The 24,760-nt window shown below is 70.4% G+C and carries 21 protein-coding genes; 17 read left to right on the forward strand and 4 right to left on the reverse strand.

Annotated features, from left to right (window positions below):
* The first annotated feature begins 152 nt into the window (after nucleotides 1-152).
* From ACUTAG_RS31260 to ACUTAG_RS31300, 9 genes are all read left to right on the forward strand, one after another.
* On the forward strand, nucleotides 153-626 hold the full coding sequence (locus tag ACUTAG_RS31260; protein ID WP_054481537.1) for a MarR family winged helix-turn-helix transcriptional regulator: 474 nt from the start codon (nucleotides 153-155) through the stop codon (nucleotides 624-626).
* Complete coding sequence (locus ACUTAG_RS31265; protein WP_024069025.1) at nucleotides 623-2,674, forward strand: FUSC family protein; 2,052 nt, start codon at nucleotides 623-625, stop codon at nucleotides 2,672-2,674. The genes ACUTAG_RS31260 and ACUTAG_RS31265 overlap by 4 nt, the downstream gene beginning before the upstream one ends.
* A complete protein-coding gene (locus tag ACUTAG_RS31270) occupies nucleotides 2,671-2,883 on the forward strand; it encodes a DUF1656 domain-containing protein (protein WP_020927916.1) in 213 nt (70 codons plus the stop codon). The genes ACUTAG_RS31265 and ACUTAG_RS31270 overlap by 4 nt, the downstream gene beginning before the upstream one ends.
* A 2-nt stretch (nucleotides 2,884-2,885) precedes the next feature.
* Nucleotides 2,886-3,806, forward strand: coding sequence for an efflux RND transporter periplasmic adaptor subunit (locus ACUTAG_RS31275; protein ID WP_024069026.1), 921 nt, complete (start codon nucleotides 2,886-2,888; stop codon nucleotides 3,804-3,806).
* Nucleotides 3,807-3,861: 55 nt separating this feature from the next.
* On the forward strand, nucleotides 3,862-5,283 hold the full coding sequence (locus ACUTAG_RS31280) for an efflux transporter outer membrane subunit (RefSeq protein ID WP_054438098.1): 1,422 nt from the start codon (nucleotides 3,862-3,864) through the stop codon (nucleotides 5,281-5,283).
* Between the two features lie 389 nt (nucleotides 5,284-5,672).
* The gene (locus ACUTAG_RS31285; protein ID WP_446650450.1) at nucleotides 5,673-6,536 is read left to right on the forward strand and encodes a hypothetical protein; all 864 of its coding nucleotides are present in this window, start codon (nucleotides 5,673-5,675) and stop codon (nucleotides 6,534-6,536) included.
* Nucleotides 6,520-8,253 carry a thiamine pyrophosphate-binding protein gene (locus ACUTAG_RS31290; protein ID WP_006385004.1) on the forward strand — a complete coding sequence of 578 codons (1,734 nt, stop codon included), beginning with the start codon at nucleotides 6,520-6,522 and terminating at the stop codon, nucleotides 8,251-8,253. The genes ACUTAG_RS31285 and ACUTAG_RS31290 overlap by 17 nt, the downstream gene beginning before the upstream one ends.
* Before the next feature lie 43 nt (nucleotides 8,254-8,296).
* On the forward strand, nucleotides 8,297-9,274 hold the full coding sequence (locus ACUTAG_RS31295; protein WP_148318803.1) for a Bug family tripartite tricarboxylate transporter substrate binding protein: 978 nt from the start codon (nucleotides 8,297-8,299) through the stop codon (nucleotides 9,272-9,274).
* A 1-nt stretch (nucleotide 9,275) separates the two neighbouring features.
* Nucleotides 9,276-10,070 carry an SDR family NAD(P)-dependent oxidoreductase gene (locus ACUTAG_RS31300; RefSeq protein ID WP_006385002.1) on the forward strand — a complete coding sequence of 265 codons (795 nt, stop codon included), beginning with the start codon at nucleotides 9,276-9,278 and terminating at the stop codon, nucleotides 10,068-10,070.
* A gap of 30 nt (nucleotides 10,071-10,100) precedes the next feature.
* Here ACUTAG_RS31300 and ACUTAG_RS31305 read toward each other — a convergent pair whose 3' ends face one another.
* Nucleotides 10,101-10,907: an IclR family transcriptional regulator gene (locus ACUTAG_RS31305; RefSeq protein ID WP_020927921.1), complete on the reverse strand. Its 807-nt coding sequence runs from the start codon at nucleotides 10,905-10,907 to the stop codon at nucleotides 10,101-10,103.
* 10 nt (nucleotides 10,908-10,917) lie between these two features.
* Entirely contained in the window at nucleotides 10,918-11,637 is a 720-nt protein-coding gene (gene ypfH, locus ACUTAG_RS31310) for an esterase (RefSeq protein WP_006385000.1), read from the reverse strand.
* 161 nt (nucleotides 11,638-11,798) lie between these two features.
* On the opposite strand from ypfH, the gene ACUTAG_RS31315 reads away from it, so the two are divergent.
* Nucleotides 11,799-13,340 (forward strand): amino acid permease, encoded by a 1,542-nt coding sequence (locus tag ACUTAG_RS31315; protein WP_045953172.1) that lies wholly within the window; start codon nucleotides 11,799-11,801, stop codon nucleotides 13,338-13,340.
* Nucleotides 13,341-13,405: 65 nt separating this feature from the next.
* Here the strand turns inward: ACUTAG_RS31315 and ACUTAG_RS31320 are convergent, their stop codons facing one another.
* Nucleotides 13,406-14,467, reverse strand: coding sequence for a methyl-accepting chemotaxis protein (locus ACUTAG_RS31320; protein WP_329610232.1), 1,062 nt, complete (start codon nucleotides 14,465-14,467; stop codon nucleotides 13,406-13,408).
* 315 nt (nucleotides 14,468-14,782) lie between these two features.
* Here ACUTAG_RS31320 and imuA point away from each other — a divergent pair, with 315 nt between their 5' ends.
* The 5 genes from imuA to ACUTAG_RS31345 all read left to right on the forward strand — a co-directional run bounded on the left by imuA (nucleotide 14,783) and on the right by ACUTAG_RS31345 (nucleotide 21,981).
* Nucleotides 14,783-15,481: a translesion DNA synthesis-associated protein ImuA gene (gene imuA / locus ACUTAG_RS31325; protein WP_054438108.1), complete on the forward strand. Its 699-nt coding sequence runs from the start codon at nucleotides 14,783-14,785 to the stop codon at nucleotides 15,479-15,481.
* Nucleotides 15,411-16,880 carry a Y-family DNA polymerase gene (locus ACUTAG_RS31330; RefSeq protein WP_148318801.1) on the forward strand — a complete coding sequence of 490 codons (1,470 nt, stop codon included), beginning with the start codon at nucleotides 15,411-15,413 and terminating at the stop codon, nucleotides 16,878-16,880. Before imuA ends, ACUTAG_RS31330 begins: the two co-directional genes overlap by 71 nt.
* A gap of 7 nt (nucleotides 16,881-16,887) precedes the next feature.
* Nucleotides 16,888-20,115, forward strand: coding sequence for an error-prone DNA polymerase (locus ACUTAG_RS31335; protein ID WP_148318799.1), 3,228 nt, complete (start codon nucleotides 16,888-16,890; stop codon nucleotides 20,113-20,115).
* A gap of 154 nt (nucleotides 20,116-20,269) precedes the next feature.
* Nucleotides 20,270-20,650 carry an I78 family peptidase inhibitor gene (locus ACUTAG_RS31340; RefSeq protein ID WP_026384344.1) on the forward strand — a complete coding sequence of 127 codons (381 nt, stop codon included), beginning with the start codon at nucleotides 20,270-20,272 and terminating at the stop codon, nucleotides 20,648-20,650.
* Between the two features lie 302 nt (nucleotides 20,651-20,952).
* Entirely contained in the window at nucleotides 20,953-21,981 is a 1,029-nt protein-coding gene (locus ACUTAG_RS31345; protein WP_148318798.1) for a MerR family transcriptional regulator, read from the forward strand.
* Nucleotides 21,982-22,071: 90 nt separating this feature from the next.
* Here the strand turns inward: ACUTAG_RS31345 and ACUTAG_RS31350 are convergent, their stop codons facing one another.
* On the reverse strand, nucleotides 22,072-22,971 hold the full coding sequence (locus ACUTAG_RS31350; protein ID WP_148318796.1) for a LysR family transcriptional regulator: 900 nt from the start codon (nucleotides 22,969-22,971) through the stop codon (nucleotides 22,072-22,074).
* 110 nt (nucleotides 22,972-23,081) lie between these two features.
* Between ACUTAG_RS31350 and ACUTAG_RS31355 the strand changes: the two genes are divergently transcribed.
* Together ACUTAG_RS31355 and ACUTAG_RS31360 are read left to right on the forward strand one after the other, a co-directional pair.
* Entirely contained in the window at nucleotides 23,082-23,954 is an 873-nt protein-coding gene (locus tag ACUTAG_RS31355; RefSeq protein ID WP_148318794.1) for an aldo/keto reductase family oxidoreductase, read from the forward strand.
* Between the two features lie 73 nt (nucleotides 23,955-24,027).
* Complete coding sequence (locus ACUTAG_RS31360) at nucleotides 24,028-24,678, forward strand: NUDIX hydrolase (protein WP_148318792.1); 651 nt, start codon at nucleotides 24,028-24,030, stop codon at nucleotides 24,676-24,678.
* Nucleotides 24,679-24,760: the final 82 nt, after the last annotated feature.

Here is a 24,760-nt window from a genome sequence, read left to right on the forward strand (position 1 = left end):
ACGCGCCCCGCCGCGCCAAAGCCGCCCGTTCGCCCCCTCACCTTTTCACCCACGGAAAACCCGCCCCTGATTTTCCCGATTGAAAAAATCAATGGAGATCTTCGCCATTTTCAATTAATAGTAAGCTAATAGATAGGATACAATCGATTTCCATGAACACCCCCACCGACTCCCAACTCATGGCCACCACCGCCAACCTGATGGTGCTGTCGCGCGCCTATCGCGGCGCCGCCGACAAGGCCCTGGCCGACTACGGCCTGTCGCAAGCCACCGCCTGGCCCGTGATCCTGGCCGGCCGGCTGGGCGACGGCGTGCGCCAGGGCGCGCTGGCCGAGGCCCTGGGGGTCGAAGGTCCGTCGCTGGTGCGCGTGCTGGACCAGTTGGTCGCCGCCGGCCTCATGGAACGGCGCGAAGACCCGCACGACCGCCGCGCCAAGACCCTGCACCTGACCGACGCCGGCCACGCCCTGCGCAAGCAGGTCGAGGACGTGCTGGTGGAACTGCGCCGGCGCCTGTTCGACGGCGTCAGCGAAGCCGACCTGCAAGCCTGCCTGCGGGTGTTCGATGCGCTCAAGGCCGCGCTGGGCCGCAGCGCCGCCGGGGCCCAGGAGGACCCGCGGCCATGAAACTGCCCAACGTCCGCGAGACGATCTTCTCCCTCAAGAGCTACCTGAGCGCCATCATGGCGCTCTATCTTTCGTACAGCATCGGCCTGCCACGCCCGTTCTGGGCCATGACCACCGCCTACATCGTGGCCCAGCCCTGGTCGGGCGCGGTGCGCTCCAAGGCGCTATACCGCCTGGTCGGCACCTTCTGCGGCTCGGCCATGACCGTCTACATGGTGCCGCGCCTGTCCAATTCGCCCGTCGTCATGACCGCCGCCATGGTGGCCTGGGTCGGCTTCTGCCTGTACCTGTCGGTGCTGGACCGCACGCCGCGCTCATACCTGTTCATGCTGGCCGGCTACACCGCCGCCATGATCGGCTTTCCCAGCGTCACCGACCCGTCGCAGGTGTTCGACACCGCCCTGGCGCGGGTCGAGGAAATCAGCCTGGGCATCGTCTGCGCCACGCTGGTCCACAGCATCGTGCTGCCGCGCGGCCTGGCGCCGGCGCTGACGCTGCAGCTGGACAAGGCGGTGCGCGACGCCAAGCTCTGGATCCACGACACCCTGAGCGGCAAGACCGCCGAACAGAAAGACCGCGACCGCCGCGAACTGGCCAACGACATCACCCAGCTGCGCCTGCTGTCGACCCACGTGCCGTTCGACACCGGCAACCTGCGCTGGACCGCCGGCGCGGTGCGCGCCATGCAGGACCAGATCGCCGCGCTCACGCCCGCCGTGTCCGCCGTCGAAGACCGCATGCGCGCATTGCAGGCCGACGGCCAGACGCTGCCCGAGCCTGTCTCGCAGGTGCTGGCCGACATCTCCGAATGGATCAACGCGGGCGCCCAGGCCACCCATGAAACCGCCGTGCACCTGCGCGCCGCCGTTTCCCGCCTGACGCCCGCCATCGACAGCCATTCCGGCTGGCGCGACGCGCTGCTGGCCAGCCTGATGACGCGGCTGCGCGAGCTGATCGACACCTATGACGAATGCCTGGCGCTGCGCCGCGAGATCCGCGCCGGCCTGGCCGGCGCGCCGCTGCGCACCACGCGCGCTCCCGCCCGCACCGCGCCCAACCGCGCCCTGCACCGCGACCGCGGCATGGCGCTGCTGTCGGCCGCCGCCGCCGGCGTCGCCATCTCGGTCGTCTGCCTGTTCTGGATCGGCACGGCCTGGAGCAACGGCGCCACCGCCGCCCTGATGGCCGCCATCTTCAGCTGCTTCTTCGCCTCGCAGGACAACCCGGTGCCGGGCATCATGCAGTTCCTGACCTACACGGTGTATTCGATCCCGCTGTCGGCGCTGTACCTGCTGGGCATCATGCCGGCCATCCATTCGTTCGAGATGCTGGCGCTGGCGATGCTGCCCACCGCCTTCGTGCTCGGCATCTTCATCGCGCGGCCGGCGTCCACCGGCAAGGCCATGGCGGTGCTGTTCGGCTTCCTGGGCACCATGGCGCTGCAGGACACCCATACCGCCGACCTGGTGTCGTTCATCGACACGCAGGTGGCGCAATGCATGGGCGTGGCCACCGCCGCCATCATCGCCGCCATCTTCCGCACCGTCAGCGCCGACTGGAGCGCGCGCCGCATCCAGGCCGCCAACTGGAACGAACTGGCCACGCTGGCCAGCTCGCCGCGCGCCCCGGCCCGCCACACCTACGCCGCCCGCATGCTAGACCGCATCGGCCTGCTGCAACCGCGCCTGGCGATGGCCAAGCGCCCCGACGACCTGGTCGCCGCCGATGCGCTCAAGGACCTGCGCGTGGGCCGCGACATCACCGAACTGCAACGCGCCCGCCGCCACCTGCCCATGGCCGACGCCACCATCGTGCCCGTGCTCGACAGCCTGGCGCGTTTCTTCCGCGAGCGCTCGAACTGGCGCGGCGGCGACAAGGCGCCGGAGATGCTGGCGCAGATCGATCGCGCCCTGGCCAGCGTCAGCGCCACGCCCGGCACCGTCGCCGCGCGCGATCGCGCCGTGGTGGCCCTGGTCGGCCTGCGCCGCGCCTTCTTCCCCGAGGCGGCCGATTACCAACCCGCCCATCCCACGCTGGAAACACCATGATCGGCGAATTCAACCTCTATGGCATCTACTTCCCCTGGCTGCTGGTGCTGGGCGTGGTCACCCTGGGCGTGGCCTGGGCCGTGCGCCGCGTGCTGGCGCGCGCCGGGCTGTATCGCCTGGTGTGGCACCCGGCGCTGTTCGACCTGGCGCTGTTCATCGTGCTGCTGTATGGCGTCTCCCTGATTTCCCCTTATTTTCTGCAGAGATAGGTATGAAACTTCCCAATGCCCTGCGCCCCGCCGCCATCGGCAAATTCGCGCTGACCGCCGCCGTGGTCGCGGCCGCCGTCTACGCCGGCTGGCAACTATGGGTGCACTATGAAGTCGAACCCTGGACCCGCGATGGCCGCGTCAAGGCCTACGTGGTGCAGGTGGCGCCCGACGTGTCCGGACTGGTCACCGCCGTGCCGGTGCACGACAACCAGGACGTGAAGGCCGGCGACGTGCTGTTCGAGATCGACCGCGCCCGCTTCCAGCTGGCCTACGACCAGGCCCAGGCCTCGGTCCGTTCGCAACAGGTGGCGCGCGAACAGGCGCTGCGCGACGCCAAGCGCAACCGCTCGCTGGGCCAGCTGGTGGCCGCCGAGGCGCTGGAACAGAGCCAGACCAAGCTGCAACAGACCGAGGCCGCGCTGGCCCAGGCCGAGGTGCAATTGAACACCGCCCGCCTGAACCTGGAACGCAGCCGCGTGCTGGCCGTGACCGACGGCCGCGTCACCAACCTCGACCTGCGCGCCGGCTCGTACGCCAGCGCCGGCCGCGGCGTGATGGCGCTGGTCGACGCCAGCTCGTTCTACGTCGAAGGCTACTTCGAGGAAACCAAGCTGCCCGGCATCCACGAGGGCGACCCGGCCACCGTCACGCTGATGGGCGACAACCGCCAGATCCGCGGCCATGTCGAGAGCATCGCGCTGGGCATCGCCGACCGCGACCGCAGCACCGGCGCCAACCTGCTGCCCAACGTCAACCCGACCTTCAACTGGGTGCGCCTGGCGCAACGCATCCCGGTGCGCGTGAAGATCGACGAGGTGCCCGCCGGCGTGCGCCTGGTGGCCGGCCAGACCGCCACCGTGGCGGTCGGCGCCGCCGCCGCGCCCGCGCAGACGCGGACCGACGCGCGCCAGCCCTCTTGAGCGCGCGCTTTCACCAACCCGCCAACCTCTTAGACAACGCCAAGCCGTAACCGCCATGAACACCAGATTCTTCCTGCCGCTGATGCTGTCCGCCGTGCTGGCCGGCTGCGCCGCCGTGGGCCCTGACTACCAGGTGCCCGCCGACGCGGCCGCCGCCCGGCCAGACGCGCAGGCGCCATTCGCCGAGGCGCGGGAGGGCGTGTTCCAGCGCGACCAGGTGCCCGGCCACTGGTGGCGGCTGTACAACGATCCGGTGCTGGACGGCCTGGTGGAAAAGGCCCTGGCCGCCAACACCGACCTGCGCGTGGCCAGCGCCAACCTCGAACGCGCCCAGGCCGCCGTGCGCGAGACCGAGGCGCAGCAGCAGCCCAGCCTGGGCGTGAACGCCTCGCCCACCTTCGGCCACGTCTCCGGCCTGCAGGAGATGGCGCCGGGCATCGACCCGCCCAATCGCTGGTCGTACTCGGCCGGCGCCAGCATGTCGTACCAGGTGGACCTGTTCGGCCAGATCCGGCGCGCCGTGGAAGCGGCCGGCGCCGACGCCCAGGCGGCCCAGGCCGCCTACGACGCCACCCGCGTCACGGTGGCGGCCGAAACCGCCCGCGCCTACGCCAACCTGTGTTCGGCCGGCATGCAGCTGGCCTCGGCCGAGCATTCGGTGAAGGTGCAGCAGGAATCGCTGGACGCCGTCAGCCGTCTGCAACGCGCCGGCCGCGGCACCGCGCTGGACGTCACCCGCGCCCGCAGCCAGCTGGAGCAACTGCGCGCCGGCCTGCCGCCGTTCCAGGCGCAGCAGCGCACCGCGCTGTACCGGCTGGCGGCGCTCACCGGCCAGACCCCCGCCGAGATTCCGACCACACTGCTGCAATGCGCCGCCGCGCCGCAATTGAGCGAAACCATTCCGGTGGGCGACGGCGCCGCGCTGCTGCGCCGCCGTCCCGACATCCGCCAGGCCGAACGCGCGCTGGCCGCCGCCACCGCGCGCATCGGCGTGGCCACGGCTGACCTGTATCCGAAGATCACGCTGGGCCTGTCGGGCGCCTCGGGCGGCCCGGCCGCCATGTTCGGCGACCGCGGCACCTTCAGCTGGAGCGTCGGTCCGCTGATCTCGTGGACGCTGCCCAACACCGGCGCGGTGCAGGCGCGCATCGCCGAGGCCGAGGCCAACACCAAGGCCGCCGTGGCGCGCTTTGACGCCTCGGTGCTGAACGCGCTGCGCGAAACCGAGAGCGCGCTGGTGGTGTATGCGCGCCAGCTCGATCGCCAGGCCGCGCTGCAAGCGGCGCGCGACCAGGCGGCGCAGGCCGCCTCGCAGGCGCGCCAGTTGTTCCAGTACGGCAAGACCGATTACCTGACGGTGCTGGACGCCGAGCGCACGCTGGCCAGCAATGAAAGCGCGCTGGCCGCCGGCCAGGCCGAACTCAGCAACGACCAGATCGCCGTGTTCCTGGCGCTGGGCGGCGGCTGGGAAAAGTAGGCGCGGCGGGCCATACCCGGGCGGCCAGGTCGCCGCCCGCCTTGTGTTTCCCTCCGGCGCGTGGCGCCGACCACCCCGAACGGGCCAAACGCGCCCGCTTCAGCGGATCTCGCGTCCTTCCCCTCCCTCTTTCGCATGGATCGCGCCGCGCCCGGTACGCGCGATCGTGCCGCGCTCCTTGTGCCAGCCCGCATCGGCGCGCCAGCGTCCCGGGTGATGCCCGCCCCCTCATCTCCAAATAGTTTCCACAATATGGAGATAGCATTGTTGGCGTCGCGCATGGCCTCTTAGAATCAGTCCCACATCATTATTCCAATTCAAGCCGAGACAGATCGATTCACCCGAGGCATCCCGGGACGCCTCCAGGAATCAAAGCACATATCCATAATATGGAAAAACAAACCAACACCGAACCTGCCCGCGTCATGGACAGCATCACCAAGCTGCGCGCCGAAGACGCCGGCCGCGTGGTGATCGCCGGCTCCCATGGCGGCAGCTACGCGGCCTATTGCGCCGCCCGCGGCCGGGTGCGCGCGGTGGTGCTGAACGACGCCGGCGTCGGCTGGCAGCGGGCCGGCATCGCCGGGCTGGACGAACTGCAGCAATGGGGCGTGGCCGCCGCCACCGCCGACTACCGCAGCTGCCGCATCGGCGACGGCGCCGACATGGCGCGCCACGGCATCATCAGCCACGTCAACGATCTGGCCTACGCGCTTGGTCGCCGCCCCGGCATGGCCGTGGCGCAGGCCGCGCAGCGGCTGGCCGGGGCCGACATGGCGCCGACCTGGCCGGCGCCGCGCCACGAAGCGCGCACGGTCCTGGCCGCAGGCGCCGACGGCGCGCCGCGGGTGATCGGCGCCGATTCGGTGTCGCTGCTGGAAGCGGCCGACGACGGCCTGATCGCCGTCACCGCCTCGCACGGCGAACGGCTGGCCGGCCTGGCCACCGACGGCGTGCGCCCCCGCCCCTGGCTGGTGACCTTCAACGACGCCGGCATCGGCAAGGACAGCGCCGGCATCGGCCGCCTGCCCCTGTTGCAGCAGCGCGGCATCGCGGCGCTGACGGTGTCGGCCCACAGCGCCCGCATCGGCGATGCCCGCTCCTGCTACGAGGACGGCGTGGTGTCGTGCGCCAACACCCAGGCCCGCGAACTCGGCTGCCGCGTCGGCTCTCCCCTGAAATCCTTCATCGACGCCCTGCTGGCGGGGCGCGCAACCCACCTGGAGCATTCTCCGCATGTCGGAAACCCTTGAAATCACCGGCGGCGAAGCCATCGCCCGCATGTTCGCCGCGCATGACGTCGGCCTGATGTTCGGCATGGGCGGCTTCCAGCTGCTGCCGTTCTACGACGCGGTGCGGCGCCTGAAGCTGAACCACAACCTGATCAACGACGAACGCTGCGCGGTGTTCGCCGCCGACGCCTACACCAAGGTCAGCGGCCGCCCCGCCGTGTGCGACGCCACGCTCGGCCCCGGCGCCACCAACCTGGTCACCGGCCTGGCCGAAGCCTACAACGCCGGCACCGCCATGGTGGCGCTGGTGGGCGACTCGCACCGCATGCATTCGTGGAAGAACATGACGCAGGAGGCGCGCCAGCTGGAAGTGCTGCGCCCGGTGGTCAAGGACGTGCTGCGGGTCGAGAAGATCGAGCGCATTCCCGAACTGGTGCGGCGCGCCTTCGCGGTCGCCACCAGCGGCCGGCCCGGCCCGGTGGTGCTGGACGTGCCCGAGGACATCGCGCATGAAGTCCACGCCTTCGACGCCGATGCCTTCCACGCCAGCGAGACCTACCGCCGCGCGCCCGCGCTGCGCTGCCGCCCGGATGCCGACGCGCTGGCGCAGGCCGCCGCCATGCTGGCCGGCGCCGACCGCCCGCTGATGCTGTGCGGCGGCGGCGTGCACATCAGCGAGGCCGCCGAAGCGGTGCAGGATTTCGCGCGGCGCTACAACATCCCGGTGGCCCACACCATGAGCGGCAAGGGCGCCATCGCCTGCGGCGATCCACTGAACGCGGGGCTGTTCGGCCGCTACAGCCGCATCGCCAACGACCTGATCGCCAAGTCCGACTGCCTGTTCGTGGTCGGCTGCAAGCTGGGCGAAGTGGCCACGCGCCGCTACGACCTGCTGGCCACCGGCGCGCCCATCATCCACCTGGACATCGTGGCCGAGGAATTCGACCGCACCACCACGCCGACGCTGCGGCTGTGGGGCGACGCCCGCGCCACGCTGGCCGAGCTGGACCAGGCCCTGGCCGCCCAGCCCGACAACGGCGGCGCCCGCCGGCAAGGCTACGCCGCTGAAGTCGGCCAGGCCATGCATACCTGGCGCGAATCGGTGCGCGCCAAGCTGACCTCGGCCGACCGGCCCATCGGCATGGCGCGCCTGATGCACGAGATCAACGCCAGCCTGCCCGCAGACGGCGTGCTGGTGGCCGACGGCGGCTTCGCCGCGCACTGGGGCGGCCTGCTGTTCGACACCAAGCGCGCCGGACGCGGCTTCGTGCCGGACCGGGGCTTCGCGTCGATCGGCTACGGCATCCCCGGCGCCATCGGCGCGGCCGCCGCCGCCCCCGGCCGGCAGGTGGTCAGCCTGACCGGCGACGGCGGCTGCAACATGTCGCTGGGCGAACTGGAAACCGCCGTGCGCATGGGCCTGGCCTTCACCCTGGTGGTGGTCAACAATGCCGCCTCGGGCTATATCAAGGCCTTGCAGCACCTGATGTACGGCAGCGGCAGCTACCAGTCGTCCGACCTGGCCGAGACCAACTACGCCAACGTGGCGCGGGCGCTGGGCTGCAACGGCATCCGGGTGGAGGACCCGGCCGAGATTCCCGCCGCGCTGGCCGCCGCCTACGCCTGCAAGGACCGCCCCACCGTGCTGGACGTGGTGGTGACGCGCGACCCCGCGCACATGCTGCCCGGCGTGGATAGTCGCGCCGCCAAGATCAAGCCGGGCGACCGCATCGCCTGAGCCTGAATAACTACACAGACATTCCAAGCGAGGAGACAACCCCATGAAGATCCGTACCTGGCTGACCGTGGCGGCCGCCGCCCTGGCCACCGTGCTGGCGCCGTCGGCCGGCGCCCAGAGCAACTACCCCGACCGCCCGATCCGCCTGATCGTGCCCTTCCCGCCCGGCGGCACCTCCGACGTGGTCGGCCGCATCTTCGCCGAGGCGCTGGGCAAGCAGATCGGCCAGCCCGTGGTGGTGGAAAACCGCGGCGGCGCCGGCGGCACGGTCGGCTCGCGCGCGGTGGCCAGCGCGCCAGCCGACGGCTACACGCTGCTGCTGGGCACCTCCAGCACCAACGGCACCAACTCGGCGGTCTACAAGAACCTGCCGTACGACGCCGTCAAGGACTTCACCCCGGTCACGCAGATCATCCGCGTGCCGGGCGTGATCGTGGTCAACAAGGACTTCCCGGCCAAGGACTACGCCTCGTTCGTGGCGCTGATCAAGGGCGCGCCGGGCAAGTACTCGTATGCCTCGTCGGGCAACGGCGGCGCCACCCACATGGCGATGGAATACTACAAATCGCTGTCGGGGCTGGACATGATGCACGTGCCGTATCGCGGCACCGGCCCGGCGCTCAATGACGTCATCGCCGGCCAGGTGCCGATCCTGTGGGACACGGCGGCCTCGTCGATGGCGCACATCCAGTCCGGCAGCCTGCGCGCCATCGTGGTGGCCGCGCGCAAGCGCCTGCCGCAACTGCCCGATGTGCCCACCTTCGCCGAAGTCGGGCTGCCTGATTACGACGCGGAGATGTGGAACGGCCTGCTGGCGCCGGCCGGGCTGCCCGCGCCGATCCTGGCCAAGCTGGGCGAGGCCTCGCGCCGCGCGCTGGCCGACCCCGAGGTGCAGGCCAAGTACGCCGGCGTGGGCGCCTACGTGGTGGCCGACAAGCCGGAAGCCTTCGCCGCGATGATCAAGGAAGACGTGGTCAAGTGGAAGAAGGTGGCCGAGTTCGCGCACATCTCGGTGGACTGACATGGGCCAGCGCATGCAAGGCAAGACCGCGCTGGTGTTCGGCGCGGGCTCGTCCGGACCGGGCTGGAGCAACGGCCGCGCCGCCGCCGCGCTCTATGCCCGCGAAGGCGCCCACGTGTTCGCGGTGGACCTGCGGGTGGAATCGGCCGAGGAAACCCGCCGCATCATCCTGGACGAAGGCGGCCGCTGCACCGCGCTGGCGGCCGACGTGACCGACAGCGCGCAGATCCTGGCGGCGGTGCGGGCCATGCAGGCCGAGGCTGGCCGCATCGACGTGCTGCACAACAACGTCGGCATCACCGAGATGGGCGACCCGATCGAAGCCAGCGAGGAGAGTTGGCACCGCGTCATGGACACCAACCTGACCGGCGTGTTCCTGACCTGCAAGCACGTGCTGCCGGTGATGCTGGCCCAGGGCGGCGGCAGCATCGTCAACATCTCGTCGCTGGCCTCGATCCAGGTCAACACCTACCCGTATACCTCGTACTACGCCGCCAAGGCCGGCTTGAACCACCTGACCCGCGCCCTGGCGGTGCGCTATGCGCCCGACAACATCCGCGTCAACGCGGTGCTGCCGGGCGTGATGGACACACCGCTGATCTACACGCAGATCGCGGGCCAGTTCGAGGACGTGGAGGAAATGCGCCGGCGCCGCAACGCCGCCAGCCCGATGGGCCGCATGGGCGACGCCTGGGACGTGGCGCACGCGGCGCTGTTCCTGGCGAGCGACGAAGCGAAGTACATCACCGGCGTGTGCCTGCCGGTGGACGGCGGCAAGTCCTGCGCGGGGCGATAGCCGGCATGGCGGGCCGGCCGGCGCCGCGCGTCAGGCCGGCCGCGGCGCCAGTTCCGCGCCCAGTTCCGTGGCGGCGCGCTGCAGCGCCGCCACCACTTCCTGCAGCCGCGCCCCCGACAGCCGCGAGCGGATCGCGGCCACGCTGAGCGCGGCCACCACGTGCTGCTCGCGGTCGTACACCGGCACGCCCACCCCCAGCATGTCCGGGATGATGCGCCCCGGGTTCAGCGCATAGCCATTCTTGCGGGCCGCGGCGATGTCCTCGCGCAGCATCGCGGTGGACGGCAGGTCGGGCGCGGCCGAGGCGTCGTAGCGCGCCAGCACCCGCTCGATATCGTCATTGGGCAGGAACGCCAGCAGCGCCAGGCTGCCCGCCCCCACGCCCAGCGGCCGGCGGTGGCCGACCTCCAGCGTCAGGATCTTGATGGGGAAATCGCCCGTCTTGCGGTCGACGCAGACCGCCTCGTGGCCCGAACGCACCGACAGGAAGCTGGTGTCGCCGGTCGATTGCGCCAGCCGCAGCACCGCCGATTCGGCGATCGCCTTGATGCCATGGCGGCTTTCGGCCGCCAGCCCCAGGATGTACGACTCGCGCCCCAGGCTGTAGGTCTTGAGCTTGGGATTGAGCGCCAGGAAGCCCTCCTGCAGCAGGGCCGACAGCATGCGGTGCGCCGTGGGCGGCGTCAGGCCCAGGTCGCGCGCCACGTCGGTCAGGCCGACCCCGCGCGCGGGCGCGGCCCCCACGTACTTGAGGATGCGCAGCACGCGGAAGATGCTCTGCGCGCCGCCGACCGGATCGGCGTCGCGCGCGGCGGCGGAGGATTTGGCGGGACTCACCGGCGCGCCTTCAATGCAGCGTGGTGCCATCGGGCGGCGACTGGTTCAGGCCCAGCGCCGCCTCCCAGCTGCGCAGCGGCACGCAAGTCTGCAGGCGCACGATGGCGCGCTGGATCAGGGCCGGATGCAGTTCGTGGCCGACGTGCGTGGCCACGTCGATGGTGGAATCCCCGTGCAGCTCGTCCAGCCGCGCCTGCGCCGCCTGGATCAAGGCCACCGGCATGACCGGGTCGTCGGCGCCATGCAGCAGGTGCAGCGTGGTGTACTGCGGCGCGGCCTTGGGCAGCTGCGCATAGCGGCCCGAAAAGGCGATCACGCGGCCGGCCATGCCGTCGTGCGCCTGCACCAGTTCCAGCGCCATGATGGCGCCCTGCGAAAAACCGGCCAGCGCGGTGTCGGACTGCAACAGGCCGAAGCGGGCCTGGGCCGCCTTCACGTAGGCCTCCAGCGGCGGCAGGGCCTGGGCCACGCGCTCGGGCCGGTTGTCCTCGGACACGCCGCGCACCGAGAACCACTGGCGGCCCGCGCCGCCGCCGTCAAAGGGCTCGAAGCCCTCGGGAATCAGCACCGCCGACGCGGGAAAGGCGGCGCGCACCGCCTCGGCCAGCGGCACCAGGTTGGCGGGCGTGCCGCCCACGCCATGCAGCAGGATGAACAACTGCCGCACCTCGGTGCCGGGTTCGGGCAGGAATTCGATTTCGTGGGGGGACGCGGGGGAAGAAGTGGCCATGCTACGGCTCCGGACAGGCACTGGATAGCGCCATTGTAAAATGCCCGTCATACGCAATCCTAGGCAAAGCGCCCCCCGGGCCGGCTCCTGCCCCCGGTGTCCACAAGGCGCTCAGGGGCGTTCGCGGTCGGCGCGGGGCTTTGCATCAACCTGTGCATTCCATGAAAACACCGACGACAGACTCGGGAACCCCGCCGGCCGGCAAGAACCAGTTGCACCGCGTGCTCAAGGCGCGCCACCTGACCATGATAGCCCTGGGCGGCGCCATCGGCACCGGCCTGTTCATCGCCTCGGGCGCGGCCATCGCCCAGGCCGGCCCGGGCGGCGCGCTCACGGTCTACCTGCTGATCGGCCTGATGGTCTATTTCATCATGACCAGCCTGGGCGAACTGGCCACCTTCATGCCCGTGTCGGGCTCGTTCTGCACCTACGCCTCGCGCTACGTAGACGGCGGCTTCGGCTTCGCGCTGGGCTGGAACTTCTGGCTCAGCTGGGCCACGGTGGTGGCGGTGGACGTGGTGGCCGCCCAACTGGTGATGGCGTACTGGTTCCCCGATACCCCCGGCTGGATCTGGAGCGTCGCCTTCCTGGCGCTGACCTTCGGTCTGAACGCCTTCTCGGCGCGCAGCTTCGGCGAGGCCGAATACTGGTTCGCCATCATCAAGGTGGTGGCGGTGCTGTGCTTCATCGTGCTGGGCCTGGCGATGCTGGTGGGCATCATCCACAGCGACGCGCCGGTCGGCGTGCGCAACTGGACCGTGGGCGAGGCGCCGTTCGTCGGCAACGTCGCCACCTGGGTCGGGGTGGCCATGGTGGTGGCCTATTCGTTCCAGGGCACCGAACTGGTGGGCGTGGCCGCCGGCGAATCCGAGAACCCGCGCCGCAACGTGCCGCGCGCCATCAACCATGTGTTCTGGCGCATCCTGCTGTTCTACGTGCTGGCGATCCTGATCATCGGCCTGCTGATTCCCTATACCGACCCGCAGCTGCTGCGCAACGAGGTCGAGGACATCGCCGTCAGCCCCTTCACGCTGGTGTTCCAGCACGCCGGGCTGCTGTCGGCGGCCACCATCATGAACGCGGTGATCCTGACCTCGGTGCTGTCGGCCGGCAATTCGGGCATGTACGCGGCCACGCGGATGCTGTTCAACATGGCCGTCGAGGGCCAGGCCCCGGCCGTGTTCAAGCGCCTGACCGGCAACGGCGTGCCGCTGTACGCGCTGCTGGCCACCACCGCGCTGGCCTGCCTGTGCATGTTCAGCGTGGTCTACAGCCCCAAGGCGGTCTACATCTGGCTGCTGAACTTCGCCGGCATGACCGAGTTCATCGTCTGGCTCAGCATCGCGGTCAGCCACTACCGCTTCCGCCAGGGCTACGTGAAGCACGGCTACGACACCGCCAACCTGCCCTACAAGGCCGGCCTGTTCCCGTTCGGCCCGCTGCTGGCCTTCGTGCTGTGCCTGCTGGTCACGCTGGGCCAGAACTACCAGGCCTTCCTGGACGAGCGCATCGACTGGATCGGCGTGGTCTCGACCTACCTGGCGATCCCTCTGTTCCTGGCGTTCTGGATCGGCCACCGGCTGGTGAAGAAGTCGCGCTGGATCCGCTACCAGGACATGCAGTTCTACGGCTTCGAGGCCGACCGCGCGGCGGGCGTGCCGCAGGACGAACCGATAGCCGCCGGCCAGGCCGCGCGGACCTGACCCGCGTGCGGGCCGGGAGGCCTCCTGGGCCACGCGCCCGGACGCCGCCCGGCTCGCGCCGCCGCCTATTCGAAGCTGTCGCGCGGACGCTGCGTGATGACGCCGTACCAGCCCAGGCCGGCATAGGTTTCATAGCCCGGCGTCAGCGCGAACCCCACCAGGCCGCGATCGGCGTTTTCGTAGTAGCCGCGCGGCCGCTCGTCGTGGCGCAGCACGTAGCGCTCTTTCAGCGATACCGCGCCATCCGAGGCGGCGATGACGCGCTGACGGCTGTCGACCAGCAGGCAGCGGGTGCGCGCCCATTCCTCTTCCGACAGCCCCACCGACTTGACGATGCTGGCGGCCTGCTGGCTCCAGTCGAAGAACACCCCCAGCACCCCCAGGGGCTCGCCGTGCTTGTCGGCGTCGCGCCGGATCGCGGTGGCGTAGGTGGCGACGTGGGCGCCGTCCAGCAGGCGCTCGCTGTCGATGTCCATGGCCACGTACTCGCCGCCGTCGGCCGCGGCCATCCCGCGCCGGAACCACTCGGCATGGCTGACATCGGCGCCGCGCGCCTGCGGATAGCGGTCCGGGCGGCCATTGGCCACCACCCGGCCCTGCGCGTCGGCCACCCACAGGTCCAGGTAGACCGTGTAGCTGTCCAGGATCACGCCCAGCCGCCCGCTGGCGTGGCGGGCACTGTCGGCGCCGGGTTCCTGCAAGGCCCGCACCACCGACGAATCGGTCGCCCACCAGCGCACGTCGCAGGAACGCTCGTACAGGTTGCGGTCCATGGTCTCGATCATGTTCAGCGCCAGGTCGCCCAGGCGGCGGCCCTCGTAGCCGCGGATCTCGTGCAGGGTGTTTTCGCCGATGCGGATCAGGTCGGCGATGGAACCGGCCAGTTCCTCCTTGAGCGCGTCGGCGATGCCGGTGATCTGCTCGGACACGTACTGCACCTGGTTGGCCACCACCGCGAACCCGCGCCCTGCCTCGCCCGAGCGCGCGGCCTCGATGCGCGCGTTCAGCGACAGGTATTTGGCCTGCTGGTTGATATCGACGATGCTCTCGATCTTCTCGTTCGAAATGCGCTCGACGCGGCGCGACAGTTCGACGATTCTTTCCGGTTGATGGGCCATGTTCAGCACTCCTTTTGTTGGACGTTGTTGCGTGAGGAGACGGTGACATGGGGACACAAGCAGGAAGCGTGCCAAGTCGTGCATGGGTTAATGACCGGCCCCTTCCATGGGCGGGGCGGGGGTGACGACGGCGCATCGCGCCTCGAAGCGGGCCTTGCGGCGCGCACCAATACGGTGCAAGCGACTGATACATCCGGTGCCTTCCGGGTCAGGTAAAATACTGTATATTCATACAGCAATAAGCGATTCCGGCCAGGCGTTCCCCGCCCGGCCGTCCGCCGCCCACCAAGTCTTCACCCAGGAAAACCGGGTCGCCCGCCCGCCATGCCGTCGCCAGAACAGATCCATCCCGCGTTGTGGCGCGCCACCCAGTTGGCGCGCGGCGCCGCCCGCAGCCTGCCCACCGGCCACCCCGCCCTGTCGGCCGAGCTGCCGGACGGCGGCTGGCCGCTGGGTTCGCTGATCGAGCTGCTGGCCCCCCAACCCGGCATCGGCGAAATCCGCCTGCTGCGCCCAGCCCTGGCGCAACTGGAAACGCGCCGCCCCATCGCCCTGGTGCAGCCGCCCCACGCGCCGCACATCGCCAGCTGGATGAGCTGGCGGCTCGATCCGCGCCAACTGCTCTGGGTCGCCCCCGAAAAACCCCTGGACGCCCTGTGGGCCGCCGAGCAGATCCTGAAAAACGGCAGCTGCGGCGCCCTGCTCTGCTGGCTGCCGCACGTGCGCCCCGAATCGCTGCGCCGGCTGCACCTGGCGGCCCAGGCCAGCGACCTGCTGTTCGTCGCCCTGCGCCCGGCCAGCGCCGCGCAGCACGCCACCCCCGCCCCCTTGCGCCTGGCGCTCGCGCCCGCGCCGGGCGGGTTGTCCGTCCATATCCTCAAGCGCCGCGGACCGGTCTGCGAGGCCCCGCTGTACGTGGGCCTGGAGCCCGGCGTCCTGGCGCCCACCCGCCATGCGCCTCTGGATCGCCGCCTGCCTGCGCTGCCTGCCGCTGGACGCCCTGCGCCCGCACTGGCCGCTTGAGGCGCAGGCCTACGCGGTCCTTGACCAGGAACGCGTCGCCGCCCTCACGCCCGCCGCGCGCCAGGCCGGGGTGCGCCCGGGCATGCGCCGCGGCGGCGCGGCCGCCATCGCGCCCACGGTCGAGCTGCTGACGCGCGACCCGCTGGCCGAGGCCGACGCCCTGCAAGGCGCGGCGCTGGCGCTGCTGCAATACACCCCCGAGGTCGCGCTGGCGGGCGACGACACCGTGCTGCTCAACGTCGGCGCCAGCCTGCTGTTCTTCCGCGGGCCGCGCGCGCTGCACCGGCGCGTGGCCGCCACGCTGGCCGCGCTGGACCTGCGCGTGTCGCTGGGCATGGCGCCCACCGCCGCCGGCGCCTGGCTGCTGGCGCACCGCGGCGGACGCCGGCCGCCGCGCCGGGTGCTCACCCCGCGCACCCTGGCGCGCCGGCTCGACGCCCTGCCCGTGGCCCTGCTGCCCCAGGCCCGGCCGCGCCTGGACTGGCTCAACGACATCGGCTGCCACACCCTGGCCGACCTGCGCGCCCTGCCGCGCGCCGGCCTGCAACGGCGCAGCGCGCCCGATCTGCTGCAAGCGCTGGACGCGGCCTATGGCCAGTCGCCCGAGCTGCATCGCTGGATCGAGCCGCCGCCGCGCTTCGAGCGCCGCATCGAGCTGATGGAATACCTCGAGCACACCGACGCGGTGCTGGCCGTGGCGCGGCGCCTGGCCGAGCAACTGGGCGGCTGGCTGGCGGCGCGGCAACTGGCGGTGCGGCGCGTGCTGCTGCGCCTGGACCACGAACGCGGCCGCCATGCGCGCCCGCCCACCGACCTGGAACTGGCGCTGGCCCAGCCCGTGTGGCAGGCGCAGCAGATCCTCAACCTGCTGCGCGAAAAGCTCGGCCGCCTGACGCTCGAAGCCCCGGTGATCGCGGTGACGCTGCTGGCGCCCGACACCACCGAACAGCCCGCCGCCAGCACCACGCTGTTCCCCGAACCCGGCGGCACCGCCGCCGACCACGCCCGCCTGCTGGACCTGCTGACCGCGCGGCTGGGCCGCGACCAGGTGCGCCACGCCTGCCCCATCCCCGACCACCGGCCCGAAGCCGCCAATGCCTGGGGCGACGCGCTGGAACCGTCACCGCGCCCCGAACCGCTGCCCGAACCCCTGGACCGCCCCTTCTGGCTGCTGGACCCGCCGCTGCCGCTCAAACTCGCCGGCCACCGGCCGCAATACGCCGGCCAGGCGCTGCGGCTGATGCGCGGCCCCGAACGCATCGAAAGCGGCTGGTGGGACCCGGCCCTGACCGTGCGCGACTACTTCGTGGCCGAGGACGCCGCCGGCGCGCGCTACTGGATCTACCGCGAGCGCGACGACGCGCACGCGCGCTGGCACCTGCACGGGCTGTACGCCTGACTCCGCCATGCAAGCGCCCGACGATCCGCATGACGACGCCCCCGCTCCGCCTGTCGGACTGCCCGGCTACGCCGAACTGCAATGCCAGTCGAACTTCTCATTCCTGCAGGGCGCCTCGCACCCCGAGGAACTGGCCGCCCGCGCCGCCGAACTGGGCTACGCCGCCCTGGCCATCACCGACGAATGCAGCCTGGCCGGCGTGGTGCGCGCCCACATGGAAGCCAAGACCCAGAAACTGCCGCTCATCATCGGCGCCACCTTCCGGCTGCGCGCCGGCCCCGAGGCCGCGCCACTGGACCTGACCTTGCTGGCGCAGACCCGCGAGGGCTACGGCAACCTGTCCGAACTCATCACCCTGGCCCGCACCCGCGCCCCCAAGGGCGAATACCGGCTGGCGCCCGAAGACTTCACTCATCCGCCGCCGGGCTACGAACACCTGCGCCACCTGCCCGAATGCCTGGCGATCCTGTCGCCCGTCTACGGCGACGACCCCGACCGCATGGCGCAGCAGGCGCGCTGGCTGGCCGCCACCTTCCCGCGCCGCGCCTGGGTCGGCCTGACCCTGCTGTACCGCTCGCGCGACGACCTGCACCGCGCCGCCGTCGACCACGCCGCCCGCGCCGCCGACCTGCCGGTGGTGGCGCTGGGCCAGGTGCAGATGCACGTGCGCTCGCGCAAGCCGCTGCACGACACCCTGACCGGCATCCGCACCCACCAGTGCGTGTCGCAATGCGGCTACGCGCTGTCGGGCAACGCCGAACAGCACCTGCGCACCCGCATGCGGCTGGCCAACCTGTATCCGCCCGAAGCGCTGGCGCAGACCCTGGTGGTGGCGCGGCGCTGCGCCTTCTCGCTGGACGAGCTGCGCTACGAATACCCCGACGAGATCATCCCGCGCGGCCACACCCCCGCCACCTACCTGCGCCAGGAGACCCTGGCCGGCGCCGCGCGGCGCTTTCCGGACGGGACGCCGGACTACGTCACCGAGCAGATCGAAAAGGAACTGGCGCTGATCGCCGACCTGCACTACGAGGCCTACTTCCTCACGGTCTACGACATCGTGCTGTACGCCCGCAACAACGGCATCCTGTGCCAGGGCCGCGGCTCGGCCGCCAACTCGGTCGTGTGCTACTGCCTGGGCATCACCGAGGTCGATCCGCGCCGCGGCAACAACCTGTTCGAACGCTTCATCAGCAAGGAACGCAACGAGCCGCCCGACATCGACGTCGACTTCGAACACCAGCGGCGCGAGGACGTGATCCAGTACATCTACCGCAAGTACGGCCGCCAGCGCGCCGCCCTGACCGCCGTGGTGATCTCCTACCGCCCGCGCAGCGTGCTGCGCGACACCGGCCGCGCGCTGGGCGTGGACCCGGGCGTGATCGACGCCGTGGCGCGCGCCCACCAGTGGTGGGACGGCAAGAAGGAAATGCTGCGCACGCTGGGCGCCTTCGGGCTCGATCCGGAATCGCAGGTGGCGCGGCAATGGGCCGCGCTGGCCCAGACCCTGATGGGCTTTCCGCGCCACCTGTCGCAGCACCCGGGCGGCTTCGTCATCTCGCGCGGCAAGCTGTCGCGGCTGGTGCCGATCGAAAACGCCGCCATGGCCGACCGCAGCGTGGTGCAGTGGGACAAGGACGACCTGGACGCGCTCAATCTGCTCAAGGTCGACGTGCTGGCCCTGGGCATGCTGTCGGCGCTGCGCCGCACCCTGGAACTGGCCGGCCAGCGCCGCGGCCAGCCGCTGCGGCTGCAGGACATTCCCGAAGGCGACGACCCCACCTACGACATGATCTGCGATGCCGACACCATCGGCGTGTTCCAGATCGAATCGCGCGCCCAGATGAGCATGCTGCCGCGCCTGCAGCCGCGCGAATACTACGACCTGGTGGTGCAGGTGGCGATCGTGCGGCCCGGCCCGATCCAGGGTGGCATGGTGCATCCTTACCTGCGCCGCCGGCAAAAGAAGGAAAAGGTGAAATATCCCAGCGACAAGGTGGAAAGCGTGCTCCGCCGCACCATGGGCGTGCCCATCTTCCAGGAACAGGTGATGCAGATCGCGGTGGTCGCGGCCGGCTTCTCTCCGGGCGATGCCGACCAGTTGCGCCGCTCCATGGCCGCCTGGCGCCGCAAGGGCGGCGTCGACAAATACCGCGCCCAACTGATCGGCGGCCTGCTGGCCCGCGACTACACGCTGGAATTCGCCGAGGCGCTGTTCCGCCAGATCGAAGGCTTCGGCGAATACGGCTTCCCCGAAAGCCACGCCGCCAGCTTCGCGCTGCTGGCCTACGCCAGCTCCTGGCTCAAGCGCCACGAGCCCGAGGCCTTCCTGGCCGCGCTGCTCAATTCCCAGCCCATGGGCTTTTACGCCCCGGCGCAACTGGTGCAGGACGCGCGCCGCCACGGCGTGCGGGTGCTGCCGGTGGACGTGACCGTCAGCGGCTGGGACGCGGCGCTGGAGCCCGCGCCCGCCGACGCGCCGCCGCGCCGGCCGCATCCTCACGCGCCCTCGCCGGACGAAATCCGCCCCGCCGTGCGCCTCGGCCTGAGCCTGATCCAGGGCCTGCACCAAGACAGCGCCCGCCGCATCGAGGCGGCCCGCGCCGAGGCCCCCTTCACCAGCACCGGCGACCTGGCCCGCCGCGCCGCCCTGACCCGCCACGACCTGAACGCCCTTGCTGCCGGCGACGCCCTGCGCACCCTGGCCGGCCACCGCCGCCAGGCCAGTTGGGAGGCCGCCGCCAGCGTCCACAGCCGCGACCTGCTGCGCGACGCCGCCATCCACGAAACCGAGATGCCGCAACTGGCCGCGCCCAGCGAGAGCCAGACCGTGGCGGCCGATTACCGCAGCGTCGGCCTGACCCTGCGGCGCCACCCCGTCGAACTCTTGCGGCCGCAACTGGCGGCGCGCAATTTCCAGCCCGCCAGCGCGCTCAACGGCTACCCCGACAAGCGCGTGGCCCGCGCCTGCGGCATCGTCACCGTGCGCCAGCGGCCGCAGACCTCCAAGGGCGTGATCTTCGTCACCCTCGAAGACGAAACCGGTCCGGTCAACGTGGTGGTGCGCCCCGAACTGATCGAGCGCCAGCGCCGCGAACTGCTCGGTTCCACCCTGCTGGGTGTCTACGGCACCTGGCAGAGCGTGGACGGCGTGCGCCACCTGATCGCGCAGCGGCTGGTGGACCTGTCCGAATTGCTGGGCGGTTTGAGCATGCCCAGCCGCAATTTCCACTGACGGCAGTGCGCGGCGGCCTGCGACGCTCCGGGAATCGACCGGACGCCACGCCCAAGCGCCGCGCGGGCGGCTGGTCTATGATGGATTTTCCGCGCCGCCCGCCCGCCCCCGCGCCGGCCGCGCCGTGGAAACGTTTTCTTTTTCAGGAGTGATCATGATCCGCAAGCTGATTCCCGTTCTGCTGGTAGCCACGCTGAGCGCCTGCGCCAACACCGGAGCCCCGCGTTCCTCATCCTCATCCGCCGCCTCCAGTTCCGCCAGCTCGCCCGCCACGTCCGACAGCTCCTCCGGCGCGTCGTACGGATCGCCCTCCACCCAGGCCGGCGCCCGCAAGACCTGCGACGCCGCCTCGCTGCAATCCCAGATCGGCCAGAAAGCCACCCAGTCCGTCCTGGAAGACCTGCGCACCCGCAGCGGCGCCGCCACCGCCCGCATCCTGCGTCCGGGCCAGTTGGTCACCATGGAATACAACGACACCCGCCTGAACCTGATCGTCGACGACAAGGACGTGATGACGGCGATCCGCTGCGGCTGAAATCCCGCCATTCACGGCGCGACGGGCGCAACGGGCACACCCGCCCCGCGCCCGTTTTTTTCCAGACGGCGCGGCGGCCCGCGTCGTCCGCGGAATTCTCCCCGCGGCCGCCCCGCCCGCGGACATCCATCCCCCGGAGAACGACCGGCCGGCTCGGCAGCCAGGACCGGCCTGGCGCGCAACACTTTCCCTGTCGCGATCGCCTTCCTGCAAGCCCGATCCACAAATCGTTCCGCCAACGCTTGACCCTTACGTAACGTCATGCCCAAAAGTTCGGCCTGCGCCATCAATGAAGGAACCCCATGCGACTGAAAGTAGGAGAACTGGCCAAGCGCAGCGGACTGACCGTCCGCACGCTGCACCACTATCACGCGATCGGCCTGCTGACGCCTTCGGCGCGCGCCGACAACGGCTACCGGCTCTACGGCCGCGACGACATCGCCCGACTGCACCAGATCCAGGCATTGCGTCGCTTCGGATTGCCGCTGGCCGAGATCGGCGCCTACCTGGACCAGCCCGGCACGCCGCTGGACGAGATCATCGCCAGACAGATCGCGATGCTCGACAGCCAGATCCAACACGCCACCCGGCTGCGCGAACGCCTCGCGCAGTTGCAAGGCCAGTTGGCGATGGGAGCGGAGCCGGAACTGGCCGATTGGCTGACCACTCTGGAACTGATGAACATGTACGACAAATATTTCTCCCAGGAAGAACTGGCGCGTCTGCCCATGTACCGCCGAGGCCCGAACGACGACGCCGGCTGGCTTGCGCTGATCGCCGACGTGCGCCGGCAGATGGACGACGGCGCCCCGCCCGAGGACCCGCGTTCGCAGGCGCTGGCCCTGCGCTGGATGACGCTGCTGCTGCGCGACACCAACGGCGATCCGCGCCTGCTCGTGAAGCTGAACCAGATGCACGAACGGGAACCGGCCATGCAGGAACACATCGGTATCTCGCCGGCCATGCGCGACTACGTCGTGCGGGCGTTCTCCGAAAGCAAGCTGCGGCTCTACGAAAAACACCTGACGCCGGACGAGGCCCGGTTCATGCGGGCGCATTATCACGACCGCGCCGGCGAATGGCCGGCCCTGATGGCGCGGGTGCGCGACGCGATCGATGCCGGGCAGGCCCCCGACTCGGCCACCGGCCGCGAACTCGCGCGGCAATGGCTGGAACTGTTTTGCAGCTACGCCGGCAACGACCCCGCGACCCACGCGAAATTCCGCCACGCCCTGATGACCGAGCCCGAACTGACCGCCGGCACCTGGGCCGATGACGCCACGCTGGCTTTCATGCGCCAGGCGATGGGCGCATTGACGGCGGCGCGCTAAGCGGCGTCGGCGTCCGCGGACACGGACGCCGACGCCGACGCCGACGCGGTTACGGTCGAGGTCGCGGCGACAGTCGCGGCCACGACCGCGCTACCAGCGCGCCGCCTGGACGAAATCCACGAAGGCGCGCAGCGGCGCCGGCAGATAATGCCGGCCCGGAAAATACAGCAGGGGGCCGGTGAAGCTTGGCCACCAATCCGCCAGCACCGGCTCCAGTTCGCCCCGATCCAGATAAGGCTGCAGCCAGTCCTCGAACAGATAGACCACCCCGGCGCCCGCCACCGCCGCATCGACGGCCAGGTCCACCGCCGCCCCCAGGCTGACGATCAGCGGACCATCCACCTCCACCGTGACGGACTGGCCCTCGCGTTCAAACGCCCACGCCGGCATCGCGCCGCTGGTGAAACGGCCGCGCAGGCACAGGTGCCGGCGCAGGTCTTCAGGATGCCGCGGCTGTCCATGCCGGGCCAGGTAGGCCGGCGCGGCGGCCACCGCCATCCGCTGGCGCCGCGGCCCGATCGGGATGGCCACCATGTCCTGGTCCATGCTTTCCTCGTAGCGGATGCCCGCATCGCAGCCCGACTGCAGCAGCTCGACAAAACGATCGTCGACGATGACCTCCAGCCGGATCTCCGGATACTGCGCCAGGAACGGCGGCACGATGCGCGGCAGCACCAGCCGGGATGCCGCCAGCGGCACATTCAGCCGCAGCCGGCCCGCCGGCCGGTCACGGAAACTGTTGGCCACGTCCAGTGCCGACTCGACCGCGTCCAGCGCGGGCGTCAGTTGCTCCAGCAGGCGCTGCCCGGCCGCCGTGGTCGCCACGCTGCGCGTGGTGCGGTTCAGCAGCCGCAGGCCCAGCCGGGCTTCCAGCCGGCGCACCGCTTCACTCAACTGCGACGCGCTGGTCCCCGTCTGGCGCGCCGCGCCGCGAAAGCCCCCATGCGTGGCCACCGCCACAAAGGCACTGATGTCTTGAAGGTTGGACATGGCGGGTCCCGATTGTTCGCTATTCCGCACAAGCTGTGCGATTACCAGGGATTGTCGCACGCAGCGCGCCGCCCTAGACTCGCTTCATTCCCCCTGCCTCGGAGCAAGTCATGACCTCGATTCAACAAGCCGGCGCCTACCCGCTGGGAGACCTGACCGTCAACCGCCTGGGCTACGGCGCCATGCAACTGGCCGGCCCGCACGTATTCGGCCCGCCCAAGGACAAGGCGCAGGCCCTGGCGGTCCTGCGGGAAGCGCTCGAACTCGGCATCAACCACATCGACACCAGCGACTTCTACGGCCCGCACATCACCAACCAGCTGATCCGCGAAGCGCTGCACCCCTACCGCGACGATCTGGTCATCGTCACCAAGGTCGGCGCGCGCCGGGGCGACGATGCCTCGTGGCTACTGGCCAATTCCCCCGCCGAACTCGAATCTGCCGTACACGACAACCTGCGCAACCTGGGCCTGGACGTGCTGGACGTGGTCAACCTGCGCCTCATGTTCGACGTGGCCGGCCCCGCCGAAGGCGACATCGAACCGTCCTTCACCACCCTCGCGGAATTGCAGCGCAAGGGCCTGATACGCCACCTGGGCCTGAGCAACGCCACCGCGCGCCAGGTGGCGCAGGCGCGCGGCATCGCCGACATCGTCTGCGTGCAGAACCAGTACAACATCGCGCACCGCGCCGACGATGCGCTGATCGGGCAACTGGCGCAAGACGGCATCGCCTATGTGCCGTTCTTCCCGCTGGGTGGCTTCTCGCCGCTGCAATCGGCCACGCTGGAGCGCGTGGCCGCCGAGTGCCAGGCCACGCCGATGCAGACCGCGCTGGCCTGGCTGCTGCAACGCTCGCCCAACATCCTGCTGATCCCGGGCACCTCGTCGGTCGAGCACCTGCGGCAGAACGCCGCCGCGGCCAGCCTGGCGCTGCCGCCGCGGGCCGTGGCCGAGCTGGACGGGATCGGCGCCGCGGGTTAGTTCAATGGGCGCGGTTGACCAATCCGCCGCATAGTGGCACCTTACCCCGAAGTGCCACGCCCGGAACCCCCACTTGGACCACCCACAGCCCCTCGTCACCGTCGACGCCGTCCTGCTCACCCTGCGCGAGACCGGCCTGGAAATCGCCCTGCACCCGCGCGACCGCGCGCCGTTCAAGGGCGCCATGGCCTTGCCCGGCGGCGTGGTGCACGTGGATGAAGACGCCAGCACCGAAGCCAGCATCCGCCGCGTGCTGCGCGACAAGACCGGCTTCGAGCCGCGCTACCTGGAGCAGTTGCAGGTGTTCTCCGGCCCCGGCCGCGACCCGCGCAAGTGGTCGCTGTCGGTGTCCTACGTGGCGCTGGTGCCGGCCGCCGAACTGGAGGCGGCCCCGGCGGGCTTCCGGTTCGTCAGCGTGGATGCGCTGCCGCCGCTGGCCTTCGACCACGCCGACATCGTCGCCGCCGCCGTGGCCCGCCTGCGCGGCAAATCCAGCTACTCCACCCTGCCGTTCTTCCTGCTGCCCGAACGCTTCACCCTGACCGAGCTGCAGCGCACCTACGAAGCCATCCTCCAGACCACCCTCGAGAAATCGAACTTCCGCCGCAAGATGGAAGCCTGGGATGTGCTGGAAGCCACCGACGACTACGCGCTGGGCGCGCAGCGTCCCGCCCGCCTGTACCGCCTGAAAGACTTCGCCCTGTTCGACCGCAGCGTCGGTTGACCTCGCGCCGACCCCCCGCTTAGTTGCAAATAAACAATAAGTAGACTTATACTTGCCTCACTTAGTTTTAATTTGCCACTAA

The sequence above is a fragment of the Achromobacter sp. CSND-B12 genome (genome assembly GCF_052906545.1).

Excerpts from the sequence above, each read along its gene's own strand:
- ACUTAG_RS31260 (WP_054481537.1), top strand. The coding sequence starts at position 153 with ATGAACACCCCCACCGACTCCCAACTCATGGCCACCACCGCCAACCTG.
- ACUTAG_RS31265 (WP_024069025.1), top strand. The coding sequence starts at position 623 with ATGAAACTGCCCAACGTCCGCGAGACGATCTTCTCCCTCAAGAGCTAC.
- ACUTAG_RS31270 (WP_020927916.1), top strand. The coding sequence starts at position 2,671 with ATGATCGGCGAATTCAACCTCTATGGCATCTACTTCCCCTGGCTGCTG.
- ACUTAG_RS31275 (WP_024069026.1), top strand. The coding sequence starts at position 2,886 with ATGAAACTTCCCAATGCCCTGCGCCCCGCCGCCATCGGCAAATTCGCG.
- ACUTAG_RS31280 (WP_054438098.1), top strand. The coding sequence starts at position 3,862 with ATGAACACCAGATTCTTCCTGCCGCTGATGCTGTCCGCCGTGCTGGCC.
- ACUTAG_RS31285 (WP_446650450.1), top strand. The coding sequence starts at position 5,673 with ATGGAAAAACAAACCAACACCGAACCTGCCCGCGTCATGGACAGCATC.
- ACUTAG_RS31290 (WP_006385004.1), top strand. The coding sequence starts at position 6,520 with ATGTCGGAAACCCTTGAAATCACCGGCGGCGAAGCCATCGCCCGCATG.
- ACUTAG_RS31295 (WP_148318803.1), top strand. The coding sequence starts at position 8,297 with ATGAAGATCCGTACCTGGCTGACCGTGGCGGCCGCCGCCCTGGCCACC.
- ACUTAG_RS31300 (WP_006385002.1), top strand. The coding sequence starts at position 9,276 with ATGGGCCAGCGCATGCAAGGCAAGACCGCGCTGGTGTTCGGCGCGGGC.
- ypfH (WP_006385000.1), bottom strand. The coding sequence starts at position 11,637 with ATGGCCACTTCTTCCCCCGCGTCCCCCCACGAAATCGAATTCCTGCCC.
- ACUTAG_RS31315 (WP_045953172.1), top strand. The coding sequence starts at position 11,799 with ATGAAAACACCGACGACAGACTCGGGAACCCCGCCGGCCGGCAAGAAC.
- imuA (WP_054438108.1), top strand. The coding sequence starts at position 14,783 with ATGCCGTCGCCAGAACAGATCCATCCCGCGTTGTGGCGCGCCACCCAG.
- ACUTAG_RS31330 (WP_148318801.1), top strand. The coding sequence starts at position 15,411 with ATGCGCCTCTGGATCGCCGCCTGCCTGCGCTGCCTGCCGCTGGACGCC.
- ACUTAG_RS31335 (WP_148318799.1), top strand. The coding sequence starts at position 16,888 with ATGCAAGCGCCCGACGATCCGCATGACGACGCCCCCGCTCCGCCTGTC.
- ACUTAG_RS31340 (WP_026384344.1), top strand. The coding sequence starts at position 20,270 with ATGATCCGCAAGCTGATTCCCGTTCTGCTGGTAGCCACGCTGAGCGCC.
- ACUTAG_RS31345 (WP_148318798.1), top strand. The coding sequence starts at position 20,953 with ATGCGACTGAAAGTAGGAGAACTGGCCAAGCGCAGCGGACTGACCGTC.
- ACUTAG_RS31350 (WP_148318796.1), bottom strand. The coding sequence starts at position 22,971 with ATGTCCAACCTTCAAGACATCAGTGCCTTTGTGGCGGTGGCCACGCAT.
- ACUTAG_RS31355 (WP_148318794.1), top strand. The coding sequence starts at position 23,082 with ATGACCTCGATTCAACAAGCCGGCGCCTACCCGCTGGGAGACCTGACC.